Raw genomic sequence first — 18092 nt, forward strand, 5'->3', positions numbered from 1 at the left:
TGCACGTTCTGAGGATGCCGGCGTCAGTAGGTGGCATAGGTCAAATGCACATCCCTGCGACATGGTTGACGGTTCTGGCAAAGGTCGGCTTTGCGCCCCCTCGAGTCACACATGATCGTTGCACGAATATTGAGGCGGGCGCGTGGATCATGGCGTTCGACCGCATGCGAACCAGGCTTAGAACGTCAGCGCCCGCAGCCGCACCCGCGCCGTTCCTCCCGAGTGCTGCGACGCAGAATGATCGGGGCGCGGCGGTATCAGCGTCGTGCATTCAAGGCGCGGCACGGTTTTACCATCTGCCTGTCGCACTGTTCTCTGCCGTGCTTCGCACGGAGGGCGGCACTGTCGGCCAGAGTTATCGGCCGGGACCAAGCGGCTTTGGCACAGCTCACCGCTTTTGGGGGGGATAAAGCTTGATCATTTGGGAATGCGACACCACAGATCATGCGGCTCTGAACCAAGTCCTTCTCAGCTTCCTTGGCCCGCCCTCCCGGCATAGAGAAGGCCCCATCTGGTGGCCGTTGCTACCGCCCGCGTCCGCGCTTCCGGCTTTCCTGCTCATCCGTATGCGCCTCGGCTTGGCGCTGCGCCTGGCGCCGATGCCCCTCCAGCGCGCTCTGTAGTCGCGCCCGGGCGCTCCGACGCGCGGCCTCGATCAACGGTCGCGCCCGTTCCCAGCCCGCCGCCACGGCCGCCCGAACGGCCGGGGCAGCCCGCTCAATGCGGGCCAACGCCTGGCCCTTATCCTCGGCAGCGCGAGCCATGGTTTCAGTCAAGCTTCCTTGCGCGCCAGCACGGGCCTGGGTGCGCGCAAAGCGCTGGGACAGGTCAGAGGGCAAGCCGGCGGCCTCGCGTTTCTCATCAGCCGCCAGCCCCTTGAGGAAGGCGCGGGCGGCATTGCGGCGGGCCTCCTCGCCGATCTTCACCAGATCGAGCGCATTGGTCTTTTCCGGCTGGCGCGCGATGTTCCGCGTCCAGTTCGTCCAGATATCGTGCTCGCGGATCGGACGCGGATCACCCAACGGCCGCCGCCCCGCGATCTCCTGTCGCTCGGCACCTTCCGAGGTCAGCCAGTAATCCCGCTCCCGGTGCCTCGACCCGGACACATAGGTCTTGAAGCCGTCCGTGGTCTGCGAGCCGCCAGGTGTTACAAAGATATGCTCGGTCGTGGTGATGCCCTGAGCCGTGTTGGTGGTCATGGCATAGCCGTAGGCCAGCCGCATCCGGCCGGTTTCCTTGTCGGCCAGCGTATCCCATTTCACAAAGCCCTCGCGGCCATGGTCGTTCCGCAGCACCAGGCCCTCGTCACGGATGCTGGTGATTTCCAGGATCGAGCCGTTATCGCCGATCGCGCCCTTGCCGCCATCCAGCATCGCGGCGTTGGTCCGGGCGAAGAGCCGGATTTTTTCGCGGGTCGCGATCGGCATGGCGTAGTGCTCGCCAGTGTTCTTGTCGACCGCCGCCAGCGTCATGCGGCTCTGCCCCAGCTCGCCTGAAGCCAGCAGCCGTTGCCGGATCGCCTCGCCGATCGCGCGCGCGTCCTGATTGGTAGGTGTGCTGATCGAAAGCGTAAAGCGCGGCCGGTCAGCGTTCGCTTTCCGCCGCTCATCCCAGAGCGCGGCGGCCCGCGCGATCACCTCGCTGGGGCCACCGGCGACGATCTCGGCCGTGCCGTCCTGCCGCTTCATGTCCAGCGCCTTGCCAACGGCTTCGGCGCCGCCTTTGCGCAGCAAGCCCGCGATTTCGCGCGCACGTTCATTGGTCTGCCGCACGCTGCTTTCGATTGAGGGCACCTCGCCCAGCCCTTTTTCGAGAAGGCCGATCACCTGGCCCGCCTCGATCGACTGGCATTGCTTCGGATCACCGATCGCCACCATGCGGAACCCGTGCCGCTCCTGAAGCCGCAACAGATCAAGCATCTGGCGCGTGCCGATCGTGCCTAGCTCATCGATCACCACGACGCTGCGGTTGGACAAATCCAGCCGGCCGCTCTCCACCCGGTTGATGAACACCGACACGGCCGCGATCGTGTCACGCCCGCCGGTCTCGGCCTCGGTATTCAGCCCGGCCTCGCGCAGTTCGCGCGCCTGGCGCCAGCCAAGGCTGATCCCGTGAATATCCGCGCCCTGGTCACGCCACGCCGCCACCAGCGGCTTCAACAGCGTGGTCTTGCCTGCCCCGGCCGCCCCGATCCCCACCGCGAAACGGCCGCTCATGCCGAGATGATCGATCATCCGGCGCTGCGCCACGCCATGTTCGCCGGTGAAACTTAACCCGCTCGCCGCGATCCCGCGCTTGACCTGGGCCGGGTTGAGCGTGCCGCGCCGGTCCTGGCCTGCCTGTGCCGCCAGTTCGACCAGCGCGCTCTCCTGCTCGACATGGGCGCGCGTCGTCAGCCTGGTTGTGGTGATTTTTACATCCGGGTTGTCCGGGTCATCCCGCACGGTCTCGACCGCGATGATCTGGGTGCGCGCGGGCTCACCGTTGCCGCCAGCACCGCCCGTCTCGACAACCCCGCGCGCCCGCAACCGCGCAATCACCCGGTCCACATCGCCGCCATCCTTGATGCCGGCCGCCACGAGGCCACGCGCTGCGGCAACCCGCTCGTCCTCGTCCTTGATGACCGCCCGCCGGGCAAACTGCTCGCCCAGCACCCGCGCAGCGGCCTCATAGGCCCGGTCAAGCCGAGCCGCTTCCGTCAGGTTCTCCGCCGGCGCCGCGTCCTGCAGAACGCTCTTGTGCTGGTAGCCGCGTTCCTCCGCCTGGCGCCGCCAACTCGCGAAGTCGCTCATATCGTCGGCCTTGGCACTGCGGCTGGCAAAGGCGCCGCCTTTCAGCAGCTTGATCCGTTCATCGCCAGTCATGCGGTCCCACTCCGCGCCCACCGAGGCGGCATAGGCTTTCGCGTCGGAAAGGGCATCGCGGGTCCGCTTACTGAACGCCGCCCGGATCTCCTCCGGCACGGCGCTGAGCCGCGCCGCGCCGGTGGTTCGGTCCAATTCTATACTGGCCCCGGCCCGCCGGAGATTCTGGGCAAGATGGGCCTGGTAGATCGCCCCCCATTCATGGATGCGGCCATGCATCTGCAACGTGTTCAGGGACACCACACGGCCGCTCTCAGTGACGATGACATTCGGCACCGCGACATGCGTATGAAGCTGCGGATCACCAGCCACCTTCACGGAGACGATCTCGGTTTCCGTGCGGCCGTCCGCTGTCTCGCGGGCGATTTCGAGGGTGGGGCGGGCGGTGTAGTGGTCAAAGGTGATCCACCCGATGCGGCCCTGCTCAGTGGCTTCCTTGCCGCCTTTGCCCTTCCGCGCCTGGCCAATGACCTGTTCGATCTCGGCCATGGTCGCGGCCACCGCATCCTTGTGCGCCTGGGCAAGCTGGTTGCGCTCCGCCTCGGTCGGCGCGAAGGCCCATGCCAACGAAATCGTCTTGTCGGCCGAGAAGGTAAAATCAACGTAGCCGATCGGGGTTTTCGAGCGGTTCACCGCGTTCCGCCAATCGGCCGCATCCAGCGCCGCGCCATCCGCCCGCTTGCCATCAAGGATGTTGGCCCGCTCGGTCTCGGAAAGGCCGTTTCCGTCCTTGGCCCCTAGCGCCTTGTAGAGCCGCACAAGCTCGGGATGGGGGGCAGGCTGGTTCTGGTCGGCCACTTGGGCTGGCGGACCATCCGGCGCCGCGCTGGGAGAGGCGGGCGCCAGCTTCGCCTCGATCCGCGCCCGGTCGGCCGCACTCGACGCCTCGGCCGCCGCCAGCGCCTGCCGCAAACCGGCCGCACCGCCCGCGCGCAAGGCATCGGCCCAATCGGCGCCCTTCGCCCCGCCCGCAACATCAGCCGGTGGCTCAAGATAGACCACCTCACCGCCATTGGCCTCGATCAGCGCCGCCGCCTTGGCCGCGGCCTTCTGCCCGGCCTCGCCGACATCACGGCCATTATGGCGGCGGGCATTGTCGCGATCGGCCAGCAGCGCAACCGGCGTCGAGCCGGTGAACTGCCCGGCCCAGGCCACCAGACCGCCGGCATCGTACCCGACAACACCAGCCTGCCGCGTTGCCTGCACCACGCTCGCGACGGTCTCGAAGCCTTCACCGGCAACCCGCGCCTGGTCATGGCCTCCGATCGGCACCGCCGCGCCAGCAGGCGGATGCAACAGCCAGGCCCCCGAGGCGCCCAGCATCCGGCGGCCGATTTTTGCTCCGCCCTCGGTCAGATAGGTGCGCTGCACGCCGGTCAGCCGCACCCGGCCGTCCTCATCCTGGCCGAACATCGGCGTCAGCATCACCACCGCAGCCCCAGCCGCCACTTCCGCCGAATCATAGTTCGGATGCGGACGGACCAGCCGCACATGGCTCATCAGCCAATCGGCATCGAGGCCGCGCCCGTTGAGATAGGCACGGGCTGACGCCCGCATGCCTTCGGCCTCTTCCACGCGCGCCTCATGCGCCGCCCGCTGCCGCAATTTCTGCCCCACGGACCCGCGCAAATTCGGCTCGCGCAATTCGCCCGCGCCCGGAATTGCCTCATCCCAGAGTTTCCCGGCGATGCTCTTGCGAAAGGCGTTGCGCCGCACCTCGGCCGCGCGCGCTGCCTTGGCCGCCTCGGGGTCCAGCTCAACCGCCTCGGCTTTGACGCCCAGCCGCCGCACCAGGCTCTCGAACCGCCCGCCTTCGCTGGCGGCAAAATCGGTCCATTGGCCGGTGGTGGCGTTGACCGAAACCGTCCAGCTATCCACCCCGCGCCAGGTCGCTTGCAGGCGCAACCGGCCGCCGCTGGTCCGGTAGGGCACACCGGCGGCATCAAGCGCCGCTGCAACATCGATCGCGCGCGGTTCCGCTGGCCTCTCCTCGGCCGCCGGGCCACGCGGCGGCACCGCAGGTTCACCGCCCCGCGCAACATCCGCCTGCCAGTCGGCCGCCAGCGCCGCATCACGATCATCCCCACCCGCTTCTTCCATCGGGGGCGGGGCAAAATCATCCGGCCAGGGCGGCGGGCCGTCTGGTGCGTGCCCCAGCTCGCCAAGCGCCGCCGCTTCGGCGGCAAGGGCTGCGTCGCGGTCCTCCGTCTCGTCCGCCTCGGGCACTGCCGGCGCCGCGTCCTGCGCACGGGTTGAAGGCGGCGCCTCCACGGGCGCGGCCGGCAGATCGGACCCGTCAGCCCGCTTGCCGGCAAGCAGGTTTTCCAGCTCCGCGCGGGTCGGCAGCCGCATCGGATCAAGCCCGAACACCTCGGCAAGCGGCGTCACCGCGCGCTGATACTGTTTGCCCGCGATCTTCTCGCCGTCCGCCCGATTGCCCGCCAGCAGCTCGGCAATCTCGTCACGGGTCAGCGGGCGCGAAGTGTCGATCCCCAGCGCGGCAGCAACGGCCGGGTGCATGTCGCGCCGGGGCTCGGGAATGGTGCCGGGGCGAGCCGCGTCCGTGGCGGTGGCCGCCGCGTTATCTTCCGCCGCCTCGGTGCCCGGCTGCCAAAGGCCGCCCTCGGCCGTCATGCCGCGCTGATAATACGTCGCCATGTCCTGCTCGAAGCCCGGCAGCGTCATAGTCATCAGGTGGTCCGCCATCTTCCCGGCGGCACCGGATGAGGTGGAGGCCGCACCGGCGCGGAACGTCAGCATCAGCCTTCGCCCGCCTCTTGCTGCGTAGCCTCGTCACCTGGCTCTAGCGCCGTGGCGAGGCCACGCATCACCCCGGCCTCAACCTCTGCCCCCAGCCCGTCCAGCGTCGTGCCGATTTGCAGGAGCGCGGTGGTCTGATCGCGCAGCGCCCCGGCAATCTCCGCCAGGGATTCCTCAAACGGGCTTTCCTCCGAAGGGGTCGCCAGCTCGATCAACCGCGCCAGCATTTGGCTGTGCGTGTTCTGCGTCTCGATCATCAGCCGCAGCGCCTGGATGACGGCATCGAGGCGGTCATCTTTCGGGGGCATCGGGGCGGTTTCGGGCTCGGGCATCGGGCGGAACTCCTGCCCACCACCCTAACGCCATTGCCTCTTGCGCCGCAAGCTCCATAGGTGCAATGGTCTGTGACCCCCTCTCTGCTTCCGCCGCCCGCACACTGGCGGGAATTTGGCGGGCTTTCTGGCGCGGATATGCTGTGACTATTGCGGCGTTTAATGCCGTGGATGTGACGGGGATATGCCGGGCTCAGGGGTTTCGGAACCACAGGGCATCAAGCCGGGACGACGCCCTCTCCGTGGCCCCAGAGGCGCACGGCGGATCACATCGAGTGCGAAGTACGAGTAAGGCCAGCCGACCGTGTTTGTGACTACAAACACCCATCTTGCCGCCAGAGGCTTTCCAGGTCACCTGGTCGAGTTCGACCCCTCGCCATTGCCCCCCCTTTTCTCAATGCCGTTTCGCTCTCCTCCTCGCTGCCCCTGACCTGGTGGCGCGGGTCGAGCGCAGCGCGGGAGACCCGTAGGGCGCAACGCGCCCGCGCCGGGCACTGTCCTTTCCGCCACGCGGCCCTCCGGGCCGCCGATTTCGGTTAAATCGCACCGCGATTTTCCGGCTTTCTGATCTATTCTTTTCTTAGGTTAGGATACCGCCGGAAGATTGGGTCACAAACCGGACCTATTGCTCTAGGTTTTCTGCGGCTTTGGCCATGTTTTCGTTTCGAAAATCTCTTGACGATTGTCACCTAGGGGGTGACAGTTGTCACCTACCAGGTGACAATCGGAGTCGCGCCATGGCCGTATCCGCTATCGAGTTGCGTCGTCGCGGCTATGACGACGAAGACATCGCTCTCGCCCGGACGGTGCAGGACGCCAACCGCCGTGCCGGTGCGCCCTACCGGACGCTCGCGGAGATCCTCTCCGGCCAAAAGGCACGATCCCGCCCCTCGGCCCCGCCCGAGGATCTGACCACCCGCCAGCTCGGCCGGCGTGGCCGGCTCGGTCAGGCCGCCCTGCTCGCCGATCAGGCTGCCCTCGCAGAGAATGATCCCGACAGGGCCGCGCAGATGCGCTATCATGCCCAAGGATTGAAAGCCCTGGCCCGCAAGCCAGTTCAGCTAGAGTTCGATTTTTTCGGAGGCGGCAACGTGAGCCTAGGCCACCAGTACATCGACGCCATCCAGACCCGCCTGCTCAAGACCGACGCCACTCCGGCCGACCGGATGCAGGCTCTGGCAACCCTGACGATGATCGTCCGCCATCTCGGTTGGCAGTCCTATGCCTGCGACAAAACGGCCGCCGAACTCTGCGAGCTGCTTGGTGTTCATCGCCAACATATGTCCGACACCCTCGCACTACTGGAACGGATCGGGGCGATCACGCGGACCAAACGCGGGCGCACCAAGCTCATCACGATCAACCCCGAGGGGGCGTTTCGGGGGGATGTGACCCGCCATGCCGAGGCGGTCGATCGCTACCGCGCCGAAGTCGTCCAGCTACGCCCGGAGCCCGCCGAATGATCCCAAATCCCACCTCCATGCCGGATGACCCGGATACCGAAGCCTTCGTTGCCGCGGTCAAGGACGGGATTGCGTCTGCCGACGCCGGCCGCACAGTGCCCTACGAAGATGTGCGGAAATGGCTACTCTCCTGGGGAACCGAGAACGAGTTGCCCAAGCCTGAATGCCGGTAATCTTCACGGCCGAGGCACTCGATGACCTCGCCCATATCCGCCAGCACATCGGCCGCGAGAACCCTCACGCAGCCACGCGCGTCGCGGTGCAGCTCGTCGCGGCTTGTGACCGGCTCGAATATCTGCCCGAGCGCGGCCGGACTGGCTTGGTTTCCGGGACGCGGGAGCTGACGGTGATCTGGCCCTACGTGATCGTCTATCGGATTTCCGCTTCGAGCGTTGAAATCCTCCGTGTCTGGCATGGGGCGCAGGACCGGGATGGGTGCTGAGATGCTGACGCGGGCCGCCAGACGGCAAGTCATCGCGGCGTGGCTCCTGTGGCAGCGGATCATGGGAGTGTGGGATGAATTCTTTGCCTAGAGCCCGCTCCGAGTTCCTGATGGCCCCTTCTGGGGCCGGTCGAGCATGCTGCGCAGACCCAGGCCCCAGAAGGGGCCATCTTGGGGGGGCGTATAACATCCCCCCAGAATTCTCATTCTGACACAAACGGCAGCAAATCAGACCTATTTCCCCCAGGGTTTTCCTTGTGTTTAGGCTCCCGGAATTTTGGCTCCCCGCTGATCTGACCGTTGTCATCGTTCTCTTTTTGTACCTACCACCAGTGCCCTTGCGCGTACGGCTTGAATGCCGTGCCCCACTTAGCGCCGTCTTGTTGCCTCAGCGGTTTTGTGATCGCTGCCAGTCGTTCGATCCAAGTATTCGTGCCGGCCTGGCGCGCCTGTGGCGGGGTGCTTTGACAGTCTCTGTGGCGGGGTTACTCTGGGCTCGGGCGCCGCGCCGGGCGTCAACGATCTGACGACTTCCCGGTGACTTGCTGGGAGTTTCCATAATGCAGAATTCTGGCTCACCGACAGACAGTCACGCTTCCCACCTGCTGCGGCGCGGTTGGCGTCCGCGCTGTCGCACATGTCGCACCAATATCCGCGAAACTCGCAATCACCTGTCAGGATTCTTTACATTTCCGCCAAGACGAATTTTTACATCCTTGATTCTAATACATAAAATCTATTGGCACAAAATTTGCTCACTACATTTAAGGCCTACTTTTGGAGGTTTTTCTAATGAAACGTTTTCTTTTGGCTTCACTGCTTGGGCTTGGTGCGCTTACCGCCTGTTCTGGAGTCGCCTTGGCAGGCCCCGAATACTCACTGGCGCTGTCCGAAAGCGGCTATTCGACAACCTCGGTCAGCTCATCCACGGTCGCACAGTATACGGGTAATTACGGAACCTTTTCGATCAATTCGGTGTCCACCTTGGGGGTTCCGACCATCGGAAACGCTTACGCCACGTCCTCGATCAACACGTCCTCGAACAGTGCTGGGGTTTTGACGGTCGAGGCCACAGTGACGGATCTGACCTCTCCGCTCGGTACCTATGACATGTTGAGCGGGCTGACGAGCAACCTGCTGACCGGCGGCGCTCTTTCTGTGGCTGAAACGACCTACCTCGATCCAGCCAACGTTGCATTCGGGATGACCGATAAACTCGCCTCCAATACTTTCACGTCAATCGGCAACGACAATGTGCTTACCACGACACCCGCGCTGACCGGTCCTTACTCGTTGACCGAAATGTTCGTTGTGACGGCGACGGGAACGGGTTCTGCCAACTCGACGATTAGCATGACCGACGTTCCGGAACCGGGCTCCCTGATTCTGCTCGGCACCGGCCTGCTCGGCCTCGCCGCGATCATGCGGCGTAAGCGTCGCCGCGCCTGACGACAAAAGCCGGGCGCCAAAACGGCGCCCGGTCGTCGGCGCTGCAGGAACACGTCACAACATGCCTCGCGCTTCGCGTCACGTCGTGACGACACTACCTTGGCTGCGCCGCAATGAAGTCGCTGCCCCTTTTCGAGCGCCGCCAAGGATGCTGGTTCTGGCATTACGGACATTCGCCCAATTTATACAACCAAAGATTTTTTTCATGATGACTCGACCAAAAGTAGTGTCAGTATATTTTACATCTCGCTTGTCTAAAATATTTTATGCATTGATTTTACGAGCTTATTTGGCTCGGCACGGGAATTGCTAGTTCTGTTTTGCGGCCCAAATCGGCGCCTCCCCTGCGTAAAGCAGCCGAACCGAAATGAACCGACCGCGTCAGTCAACGCCAGCCTTTCGAAAGGGACGTTCATGTTGAAGTTTCGCCATGTTGCCAGCGCTGTCGTCATCCTGGGGCTTACAACGGCAGGCGCTCGCGCCAGCCTGATCGCCGATGGCCTCACCTATACGCTGACCGAATCAGCGACAGCCAATCCCTTAACGGATCAGTTCACCCTTAATATCGCAGGCATAAATGGGCCTTCCGATACAGAAGGTGGGCGCTATGGCGTACAGTCGTTTGCTTTCAACCAGCCCTCAAATTTTGCGAGTGCTCTGGCCCCGTCAGGATTCACAGAATCAATAGGAGGTCTAAACGCAAACGGCTGTAATGGGACTGGAAATTTCTACTGCTTCATGGCCGAAACAACTCCAACCGGCCCCGTGTTGCCGGCCAATACAAGCATTAATTATGTATTCGATGTTACGTTGTCGTCTGGGACATTTTCTGGATATAGTCCGGATTTTAAGATTAACTGGGATGGGATAAAGAATAATTATGATCTTATATCAGAAACCCTGACGCCGACACCCGGTACACCAGTACCCGAACCCGGCTCCCTTCTTCTGCTCGGCACTGGCCTTGTCGGTCTTGGTTTGGTCGGGCGGCGCAAATTCTCCAAACGATACCTCTGATAGAGGTAGAGCTTACTGCCGCTTGGGGTGGGGTTCACAAATCAAGAATTTCGCACCACACCCGCCCCATAGGCCGGAAGCAGGGTTTTTTGTTGCATAAGTCCGGTGCAGCGGCCTCCTGCTATTTCAGAACATCGCCGGCGAGAAACCGGACCAGACGACCTTTGATTCCCGGCATAGCCTTGGCCTGTCGGATAGCGGCCTCCGCCTTCTCCGCGCGCCGGAGTGCCTCTGCCGCCCGCCCTTCAGCTACCTGGGCGGATATGGCGGCCTTCTGGGCCTCCTCGGCGCTCGCCTGCGCCTTCTCCTGCTCAACCTCTAGCGCCCGCCTCTGACGCTCAGCGGCGTCGTCCGCCATGACACGCAGTGCCTCTGCCTGACGCTCGATTTCCGCGATCCGAGCTTTGGCGGCTTCCAGTTCCACAGCCAGGGCCGGCGATGCCTCGCCGGACTCCGGTTCATTCGCCCCACCAGCTCGCCGCAGGGCAGCTCGCGGTTCTAATGGGTCATCTTCGCGAGTCATGAGACCTGCGGCCTGTCGGATCAGGGGATGGGCACTCTCGGGGGCGAGTACCTGGACGGGCCGAATGCCGCGTTCCGCAAGCGCCTCGTAATAGCGCTTCTTCCGGCTTTGGTTTCCCTCTCGGCTGTTCTTTGCCATGCCATGTCATGGCAAATCCATACCATGGCATGGCTATCCGGGGCACGATTGCCACCTCTGAACAACTCTTTCCTCACTGAGTTGCACAGCAACTCGTGAGTGCGGTTTTCCACGGTTTGCTCACGCTCCCCAGGCGGGGGACTGCGCCAGCCGGTGAGGCCGCCCTGGAGCCATGGCAGGGCTTCCGGTGCGGATTCCGATTGAAGCCGGCCAGGTATTCCGAGGTGAAGCCGGCCACCGTTCCGATTTGAAGCCGGCCGGCATTCCGATTTCATTCCGGCCACCTGACTGAGGTTTTGAGCGTTATTTGGCTGGGTCAGCGACTCGGGCATCTGCCTTCTCGTGATCAACCACGTGGAGGATTGGATGCCGGCCAGGAGAGAGCTGACGATGCGGCAGATACGACAGATGTTGCGGCTTGCCGGGGACGGCATCAGCGCGCGGGAGATCGGGCGGATGCTCGGTGTGGCGCGCAGTACGATCCAGGATAACCTGAAGCGGGCACAGGAGGCGGGGTTGGCGTGGCCGGTGCCGGCCGAGCTGACCGATGCGGCGATCGAAGAGCGGCTGTTTGCCCGCAGTGGCTACAAGCAGGGGGTTCGGCGCCGTGCCGAGCCGGCCTGGGACGAACTGGTCTGCGAACTGAAGCGGCCTGGGGTGAATCTGCAGGTGCTTTGGGAGGAGTACCGTGACCAGCACCCGGACGGTTACGGATATTCGCGGTTCTGCGAACTGTTCAGGGAATTCGAGGCCCGCCTGTCACCGGTCATGCGCCAGGATCATCGTGCTGGCGACAAGGTCTTCGTCGATTATTCCGGCAAGCGGATTGGCATTGTCGATCGGGCGAGTGGCGAAGTTCGACAGGCGGAGATCTTCGTCGGCGTGCTCGGCGCATCGAGCTTCACCTATGCGGAGGCGAGTTGGACCCAGACGCTGCCGGACTGGATTGGCGCGCATGTCCGCATGTTCCGCGCATTTGGCGGTGTTCCGCGGCTGATAGTGCCGGATAATCTGAAGTCCGGCGTCAACAAGCCATCGTTCTACGATCCCGAGATCAACCTCAGCTACGGGCGCATGGCGTCACATTACGGGGTCGGTGTGCTCCCTGCGCGTCCGTTCCGGCCCCGCGATAAAGCGAAGGTGGAATCCGGGGTACGCTTTGCTCAAACCTATATCCTGGGGCGTCTGCGCCGGCAGACGTTCTTCTCGCTGGCCGAGGCCAACCAGGCGATCGCCGGCATGGTCGATCGGATCAACGACTATGTCATGCGCCGGATCGGCGTCAGCCGCCGGCATCTCTTCGAGACGATCGAGCGGCCCGCGCTCGCGGCGTTGCCGGCATCCGACTATGAATTCGCCGAATGGGGTCTGGCACGGGTCGCGCTGGATTATCACGTCGAGGTCTGCGGGTTTTTCTACTCGGTGCCGCATGAACTGATCCGCCAGCAGGTCGATACCCGCGCGACCGAACGCGGCATTGAGATATTCCACCACGGCAAGCGCATTGCGGTTCACCAGCGTCGCTACGGCGGCCGCAAGCATGGCACCGATATCGAGCACATGCCGAGTGCCCACCGGCGCTACGCCGAATGGACGCCGGAGCGGTTCCGCCGCTGGGGCGCCTCCATCGGCCCGCATACCGAAGGGCTGATCACCGCCATCCTCGCCAGCCGGCCGCATCCCGAGCAGGGGTTCCGGACCTGTCTCGGCATTCTCCGATTGTTCAAGGACCTCGAACCCGCCCGCGCTGAGGCCGTAGCCGACCGCGCCGTCGCGATCGGTGCGTTCACCTACAAAAGTCTCGCCTCGATCGTCGCCAACAAGCTCGATCGTTCAACCGCCGCGGCGGGCGAGCCCCAGGCGGTCATTACCCACGGCAATCTCCGTGGTTCCGGCTATTTTCATTGAAAGGACCAACCATGCTGACCCATCCGACCCTCGATCAACTGCACGACCTTGGCCTGCATGGCATGGCCAAGGGATTCAAGGATCTTGGGGCGCATCCCGAGACCGCCAGCCTCGATCATGCCGCGTGGCTGGCGTTGCTGCTCGATCACGAGACAACGCTGCGGCGGCAGAAGCGTTTTGAGCGGCTGGCCCGCGTGGCCAAGCTGCGCCAGGCGGCCACCGTCGAAGATATCGATTATCGGACCGCACGTGGTCTGGATCGCGCGATGTTTCTCAAACTCGCCGGATGCGACTGGATCCGCGCCAAGCATAATCTGCTTATCACCGGTCCCTGCGGCGTCGGCAAAAGCTGGATCGCCTGCGCCCTCGGTCAGAAAGCATGCCGTGAGGATTTGTCCACCGCCTATCACCGTGTCCCGCGACTGTTCGCCGCATTGGCTCTGGCGCGCGGCGATGGCCGGTACGCCGCAATGCTCCGCCAGATCGCGCGGGTCGATCTGCTCATCCTCGACGATTGGGGACCGGAGACATTGAACGCAGATCAGCGCCGTGACCTGCTCGAAATCGTCGAGGACCGCCACGACCGCCGATCCATCATCATCACCAGCCAGGTGCCGGTCGATCGCTGGTACGAAATCATCGGCGATCCCACCATCGCCGACGCCGTTCTCGATCGACTGGTCCATAATGCCTACCGGATCGAACTGACAGGCGAGAGCCTCCGCAAAAAGAAAAACCCCGCTACCGTCACCATGCAAGCTTGACCCCAGGAAAGGACAAGACGATCTTTAACATGTGACCTAACCGAACGACGCGCAGGTGGCCGGCTTCAAATCGGAACGGTGGCCGGCTTCGTTTCGGAATGGGTGGCCGGAATGAAATCGGAATGCATGGCCGGCTTCATCGGAATACGCAGTCAGTTGCTGGCATTTTTTGAGAAGCGTCCGCGATGCCTGATCGGCATGGAGGCTTGCGCAGGTGCTCATGACTGGGGGCGCAGGCTGCGGGAACTGGGGCATGACGTCCGGCTTATGCCTCCTTCTTATGTGAAGCCTTACGTGAAGCGCGGCAAGACGGATGCCGCGGATGCAGCTGCGATCTGCGAGGCCGTGACACGTCCCTCCATGCGGTTTGTCGCCATCAAGAGCGAAGCCTGTTCATCGGTTCTGGTGGTTCACCGCACGCGGGACTTTCTGGTTCGTCAGCGCACGCAGATCGGAAATGCGATCCGGGCCCACATGACGGAGTTCGGCATCGTAGCGGCGAAGGGCGCGCAGAATGTCGATCGATTGAAGGAACAACTGGACCGGCTGCCGGAAGCTGCCCAGTTGCCTGTGAGCTTGCTCTTCGATCAGTTGGCCGAGACGGACAAGCGGATCGATCGGTTGACCGACGAGATCGAAGAAGCCTTCAAGCAGAACGAGACAAGCCAGCGTCTGGCTACGATCCCAGGTGTTGGGATACTGTCGGCAACGATCATTGCCGCAACGACGCCGGATGTCGACAATTTCGATTGCGCGAGAGATTATGCCGCTTGGCTTGGGCTGACACCCAAGCCGCACTCCACCGGAGGCAAGCAGAAGGTGGGCCGGATCTCGAAGATGGGCAACCGTTACATCCGACGCCTGCTGTATCTGGGTGCCATAGCGCAGATCATGCTCAGGTACAGGCTCAAGCGCGAGCCGGGGGCGGACTGGCTGTCGAGCATGCTGATCCGGAAGAAGACGAAAGTTGCCGCCATCGCCTTGGCGCATCGCATGGCAAGAACGATCTTCGCTGTCCTCAGGGACGGATCACGCTATCGGCCACAGGCGACTGCCTGACCGGCTCTCGGAATGGTCAGGGCAAAGTGAGGTGATGGCGAACAAGCGGAGACGAAGAACCAGGACACCCCGATTAATCCGAAGCGCCTCGAGCGCGCTCGATTGAGTGGGACCTGTTCTCCAAGCGGATATTCATCAGGGCGCGCAGCGATCTCGTTGCACATTCAGACGCCGCATACATGGCCGCAACCGACCCGTTCACCAAATCCGATCCGACACCTTGACCCGCAGGAGCCATCCATACACGGATTGAAGTCGGGACTATAGGGCGGCAGGAAGCGCAGGGTTGCGCCCGCCGCTTCGATCCGTTCACGCACCGCGTCACGCTTGTGGCTCGACAGATTGTCCATGATGACCACGTCGCCGGGCCGCAGTTCGGGTGTGAGAACTTTGGTGACATATGCCTCGAACCAGTCGCCGTTGATGGGGCCGTCCAGCACCATCGGCGCGACCATCCCGGTCATGCGCAGCCCCGCCACCAACGTGGTGGTCTTGCGGTGACCGTGTGGGAAGCCCATCCGCAGACGTTCGCCCCTGGCGCAGCGGCCATGGCTGCGGGTCATGTTGGTGGCGGTCCAGGTTTCGTCGATAAAGACGAGGCGGTCCGGGTCCAGATCGAACTGGCTATCGAACCAGTCCTGGCGCTGTTTCAGGATATCGGGGCGATCCTGCTCGATGGCGTGGCCTGTCTTTTTTTACGCGTCATGCCGCGGCGGATGAAGAAGCGGTGAAGCCCGGCCACCGAGACGTGCAAGCCGACCTCGATCAGCGCCAGGCGCAGCTCTGCAAGCGAGATGTCCTTACGCGTTTCCCAGATTGCGAGAATGTCCGCCCGCCGTTCCTCAACCCGACGTGAGCGCGTGTCGCCACCCTGAGGCTTCGGAGCAAAGCTGCCGGTATCGCGACGCTGCGCTCGCCAGCGGATTGCCGTCGCCGGCGCCACTCCAAAGCGGGCTGCCGCTGCCCGGCAACTCATCCCCTCATCAATCGCCGCCAAAAGCCGCCGACGAAGATCCATCGATAGTGGTTGGCCCATCCATGCCGGCCTCCTTCACCAGCACGGATTCTGAATCAGAAATCAACGCCAATGGGAATCCCCTCGCGATTCAGACCGGTCGAAAGCCGCTCTAATCAGCCAGGATCCTCGGCTCGGCGAGGCAGAGGCGATCGTGCTGGCGGTCTCGGGCTCGGCCGCGCGCTTGCCGCCTTGGTGGTCGCGGAAGGGGTGGAAACTCCTTCAACTCCCGATCGTGCCGCCCGCCGGGGATCTGAGCCTCAGCGGGTTCACGCCTCGTGGCACCAGTGCGATCGCGCTTACCCCTGCCCTACTCGAACAGCGTGGCGGCCGTGGCTAGTACGTCATCCAGGATCGCCGCCGGCAGCGTGTCTACCTTGCGAGCATTGCGGGCGCTCAGATCGAGCGCGCGCGGTTGATCGCACCGCACGACGCCCGTTGTTTTGATGCCGCTGATTGGAACCGCGAAACCGACACGCCTGGCGAAATCGCCGCCGTTGGTTATCGGCAGGATGACCGGGCATTGTGTCAGGCGGTTGAAGGCATCCGGGGACACGACCAGCACCGGCCGATGGCCGCGCTGCTCGTGTCCTGCTGTCGGCTCAAGATCGACTAGATAGATATCGCCGCGATTCATCAAATCAGTTCTTTTCCAACTGCCGGGGCGTCGATCCATTCGCGTTCTTCCGGCGGCAGCGGATAGACGCCGGCTGCTTCGGCCTCGGCGAGCAGATCGGCCATCGTGTAGCGCGGCCGGGCTTGCGGCTCGACGACCAGGCGGCCGTTATCGACGGCCAGGCCGACCTTGGTACCCGGTGCCAGGTGCAGGACATCGAGCAGTGCGGGTGGCACGGCTAGCATGATAGACCCGCCGACTTTGCGCAAGTTTGTGGTGTGCATAGGAATCTCCTTTAATTATATCAAAATATAATATTTGCGACCGCCCTTGCAAGCCAAATCCTGCTTGGCTGTCCACAAATCCATAGGGCGTCCTGGGGGTGCTTCCATCCATCCCCAGGGCGGCCGGGGGAGATTGTAGGCAGGCAGTGCCTGCCCTTACGTTTAGTATTGTTTTAATATCCAAATAGCACTAATATGTAATGCACATAACTACCAAAGGTAGCACATATGATTTTAACCGTAGGCAATACCAAGGGAGGCGTCGGCAAGACCACGTTGGCCGTACAGCTCGCCATCTCCCGCGCGATGGCTGGGCGTGACGTGTGGCTGATCGACGGCGACCGCCAGGGAACGGCAGCGGCGGCCATTGCCGCCCGCTCCGAAGCCGGCAGAAAGCCGGGCATCGCGTGCGCGCAGTATGCAGACGGCAAGGAGTTGCGCGGCCAGGTGCAGCAGCAGCGCGATAAATGGCAGGACATCATCATTGATGCCGGCGGCCGTGACTCGACGGCCTTGCGTGCGGCACTGATTCTGTCCGATGTGCTGCTGGTGCCCTTTGCTCCTCGCTCCTACGACGTGTGGGCACTGGATGACATGGCCTCACTAGTTGACGAAGCGAACAGCGTTCGCGATGGCTTGCGATGTTTTGCCGTGATGAACCAGGCCGATCCTGGCGAGCACTCGGCCGACAACGCCGAGGCCGCGGCAGCCGTCGCAGAGGTTCCGCAGTTCGCCTACCTGCCGGTGCCGATCCGGCGCCGCAAGGCTTTCAGTAATGCCGGCGGTGCTGGCCTGGCCGTGGCTGAGCTGGCCCCGCGCGACCCCAAAGCCTGCGCCGAACTAGAAACATTGATTTCATCACTTTTTAATATCCATACGCACTCCTAAAAGGAGCCTATAGCATGGTAATCCAACGTAAGCCCAAGACGACGCCAGCCGCGCAAGCGGCGGCCGTGGATGCTTTTGTATCCGGTGCCCCGGACGCCGCCCACGCGGCGCCGGCCGCCGGCGCCTACAACAAGGGCGTGGTGAAAGGGAACAAGCGGCAGATCAGCCTTACCATCGCCCCCGATTTGCTGCGCCGCGTGGACGAGATCGCCAAGCGCACCGGACAGGGCAGGGCAGGCATCATCAACATGGCCATTTATCGCGCCATAGAAGGAGATGTTTTCAAATGAAAAAGAATATGAAAAGAATATTCATATGGTCGGCCAAGTTGGAGGATGTATGGTAGAAAAGGGCACGAGACTGATGAAAGGCGGCATTGGCAAACGCGCGACACCACGTCCCCGGACCTACCTGACCATTGGCTACGACAACAAGGATTGGGCCAAGCGGCATGGCGCACGATGGGATAAGGAGCGCAAGCGTTGGTATGTCCTAGACCAGATGTTCGCCTGAGATTGGGGTGACCCGTCTCGCAGTATGCAGGTTTCCGAGGGTTGCGCCGGGAGGTCC

At 63.2% G+C, this 18092-nt stretch carries 14 protein-coding genes and 2 pseudogenes; 10 read left to right on the forward strand and 6 right to left on the reverse strand.

The window, feature by feature from the left end; translation table 11 throughout:
• Positions 1 to 524: 524 nt before the first annotated feature.
• Positions 525 to 5624, reverse strand: coding sequence for a MobF family relaxase (mobF, locus tag ACRY_RS02205; protein ID WP_011930848.1), 5100 nt, complete (start codon positions 5622 to 5624; stop codon positions 525 to 527).
• Entirely contained in the window at positions 5624 to 5956 is a 333-nt protein-coding gene (locus tag ACRY_RS02210; protein WP_011930849.1) for a hypothetical protein, read from the reverse strand. Before ACRY_RS02210 ends, mobF begins: the two co-directional genes overlap by 1 nt.
• A gap of 737 nt (positions 5957 to 6693) precedes the next feature.
• On the opposite strand from ACRY_RS02210, the gene ACRY_RS02220 reads away from it, so the two are divergent.
• From ACRY_RS02220 to ACRY_RS18775, 4 genes are all read left to right on the forward strand, one after another.
• Positions 6694 to 7419: a helix-turn-helix transcriptional regulator gene (locus ACRY_RS02220; RefSeq protein WP_011930850.1), complete on the forward strand. Its 726-nt coding sequence runs from the start codon at positions 6694 to 6696 to the stop codon at positions 7417 to 7419.
• 163 nt (positions 7420 to 7582) lie between these two features.
• A complete protein-coding gene (locus tag ACRY_RS02230) occupies positions 7583 to 7861 on the forward strand; it encodes a type II toxin-antitoxin system RelE/ParE family toxin (RefSeq protein WP_011930851.1) in 279 nt (92 codons plus the stop codon).
• A gap of 792 nt (positions 7862 to 8653) precedes the next feature.
• Positions 8654 to 9310: a PEP-CTERM sorting domain-containing protein gene (locus ACRY_RS02235; RefSeq protein ID WP_011930852.1), complete on the forward strand. Its 657-nt coding sequence runs from the start codon at positions 8654 to 8656 to the stop codon at positions 9308 to 9310.
• Positions 9311 to 9724: 414 nt separating this feature from the next.
• A complete protein-coding gene (locus ACRY_RS18775; RefSeq protein WP_081432854.1) occupies positions 9725 to 10327 on the forward strand; it encodes a PEP-CTERM sorting domain-containing protein in 603 nt (200 codons plus the stop codon).
• Positions 10328 to 10448: 121 nt separating this feature from the next.
• On the opposite strand, the gene ACRY_RS02240 is transcribed toward ACRY_RS18775, so the two are convergent.
• The gene (locus ACRY_RS02240) at positions 10449 to 10988 is read right to left on the reverse strand and encodes a hypothetical protein (protein WP_011930853.1); all 540 of its coding nucleotides are present in this window, start codon (positions 10986 to 10988) and stop codon (positions 10449 to 10451) included.
• A gap of 366 nt (positions 10989 to 11354) precedes the next feature.
• Between ACRY_RS02240 and istA the strand changes: the two genes are divergently transcribed.
• The 3 genes and pseudogenes from istA to ACRY_RS02255 all read left to right on the forward strand — a co-directional run.
• Positions 11355 to 12896: an IS21 family transposase gene (gene istA, locus ACRY_RS02245; protein WP_011930854.1), complete on the forward strand. Its 1542-nt coding sequence runs from the start codon at positions 11355 to 11357 to the stop codon at positions 12894 to 12896.
• A gap of 11 nt (positions 12897 to 12907) precedes the next feature.
• The gene (istB, locus tag ACRY_RS02250) at positions 12908 to 13660 is read left to right on the forward strand and encodes an IS21-like element helper ATPase IstB (protein WP_011930855.1); all 753 of its coding nucleotides are present in this window, start codon (positions 12908 to 12910) and stop codon (positions 13658 to 13660) included.
• A gap of 147 nt (positions 13661 to 13807) precedes the next feature.
• A pseudogene (locus tag ACRY_RS02255) lies at positions 13808 to 14719 on the forward strand (IS110 family transposase); the annotation flags it as partial.
• A 245-nt stretch (positions 14720 to 14964) separates the two neighbouring features.
• Here the strand turns inward: ACRY_RS02255 and ACRY_RS19545 are convergent.
• The 3 genes and pseudogenes from ACRY_RS19545 to ACRY_RS02275 all read right to left on the reverse strand — a co-directional run.
• A pseudogene (locus tag ACRY_RS19545) lies at positions 14965 to 15755 on the reverse strand (IS630 family transposase); the annotation flags it as partial.
• A gap of 289 nt (positions 15756 to 16044) precedes the next feature.
• Positions 16045 to 16371, reverse strand: coding sequence for a type II toxin-antitoxin system PemK/MazF family toxin (locus tag ACRY_RS02270; RefSeq protein WP_011930859.1), 327 nt, complete (start codon positions 16369 to 16371; stop codon positions 16045 to 16047).
• Positions 16371 to 16634, reverse strand: coding sequence for an AbrB/MazE/SpoVT family DNA-binding domain-containing protein (locus ACRY_RS02275; protein WP_011930860.1), 264 nt, complete (start codon positions 16632 to 16634; stop codon positions 16371 to 16373). Before ACRY_RS02275 ends, ACRY_RS02270 begins: the two co-directional genes overlap by 1 nt.
• A 228-nt stretch (positions 16635 to 16862) precedes the next feature.
• Here ACRY_RS02275 and ACRY_RS02280 point away from each other — a divergent pair, with 228 nt between their 5' ends.
• The 3 genes from ACRY_RS02280 to ACRY_RS19550 are packed head-to-tail and all read left to right on the forward strand — an operon-like array spanning position 16863 to position 18035.
• Complete coding sequence (locus ACRY_RS02280; RefSeq protein WP_011930861.1) at positions 16863 to 17522, forward strand: AAA family ATPase; 660 nt, start codon at positions 16863 to 16865, stop codon at positions 17520 to 17522.
• Between the two features lie 14 nt (positions 17523 to 17536).
• A complete protein-coding gene (locus ACRY_RS02285; protein ID WP_011930862.1) occupies positions 17537 to 17812 on the forward strand; it encodes a CopG family transcriptional regulator in 276 nt (91 codons plus the stop codon).
• Positions 17799 to 18035 (forward strand): DUF5710 domain-containing protein, encoded by a 237-nt coding sequence (locus ACRY_RS19550; protein ID WP_196796265.1) that lies wholly within the window; start codon positions 17799 to 17801, stop codon positions 18033 to 18035. The genes ACRY_RS02285 and ACRY_RS19550 overlap by 14 nt, the downstream gene beginning before the upstream one ends.
• Positions 18036 to 18092: the final 57 nt, after the last annotated feature.

The sequence above is a fragment of the Acidiphilium cryptum JF-5 genome, assembly GCF_000016725.1.
GTDB classification, from domain to species: domain Bacteria; phylum Pseudomonadota; class Alphaproteobacteria; order Acetobacterales; family Acetobacteraceae; genus Acidiphilium; species Acidiphilium multivorum.

Bases quoted from the DNA above. Each gene is read 5' to 3' on its own strand.
- mobF (WP_011930848.1), bottom strand. From the start codon at position 5,624: ATGCTGACGTTCCGCGCCGGTGCGGCCTCCACCTCATCCGGTGCCGCC.
- ACRY_RS02210 (WP_011930849.1), bottom strand. From the start codon at position 5,956: ATGCCCGAGCCCGAAACCGCCCCGATGCCCCCGAAAGATGACCGCCTC.
- ACRY_RS02220 (WP_011930850.1), top strand. From the start codon at position 6,694: ATGGCCGTATCCGCTATCGAGTTGCGTCGTCGCGGCTATGACGACGAA.
- ACRY_RS02230 (WP_011930851.1), top strand. From the start codon at position 7,583: ATGCCGGTAATCTTCACGGCCGAGGCACTCGATGACCTCGCCCATATC.
- ACRY_RS02235 (WP_011930852.1), top strand. From the start codon at position 8,654: ATGAAACGTTTTCTTTTGGCTTCACTGCTTGGGCTTGGTGCGCTTACC.
- ACRY_RS18775 (WP_081432854.1), top strand. From the start codon at position 9,725: ATGTTGAAGTTTCGCCATGTTGCCAGCGCTGTCGTCATCCTGGGGCTT.
- ACRY_RS02240 (WP_011930853.1), bottom strand. From the start codon at position 10,988: ATGGCAAAGAACAGCCGAGAGGGAAACCAAAGCCGGAAGAAGCGCTAT.
- istA (WP_011930854.1), top strand. From the start codon at position 11,355: ATGCCGGCCAGGAGAGAGCTGACGATGCGGCAGATACGACAGATGTTG.
- istB (WP_011930855.1), top strand. From the start codon at position 12,908: ATGCTGACCCATCCGACCCTCGATCAACTGCACGACCTTGGCCTGCAT.
- ACRY_RS02270 (WP_011930859.1), bottom strand. From the start codon at position 16,371: ATGAATCGCGGCGATATCTATCTAGTCGATCTTGAGCCGACAGCAGGA.
- ACRY_RS02275 (WP_011930860.1), bottom strand. From the start codon at position 16,634: ATGCACACCACAAACTTGCGCAAAGTCGGCGGGTCTATCATGCTAGCC.
- ACRY_RS02280 (WP_011930861.1), top strand. From the start codon at position 16,863: ATGATTTTAACCGTAGGCAATACCAAGGGAGGCGTCGGCAAGACCACG.
- ACRY_RS02285 (WP_011930862.1), top strand. From the start codon at position 17,537: ATGGTAATCCAACGTAAGCCCAAGACGACGCCAGCCGCGCAAGCGGCG.
- ACRY_RS19550 (WP_196796265.1), top strand. From the start codon at position 17,799: ATGTTTTCAAATGAAAAAGAATATGAAAAGAATATTCATATGGTCGGC.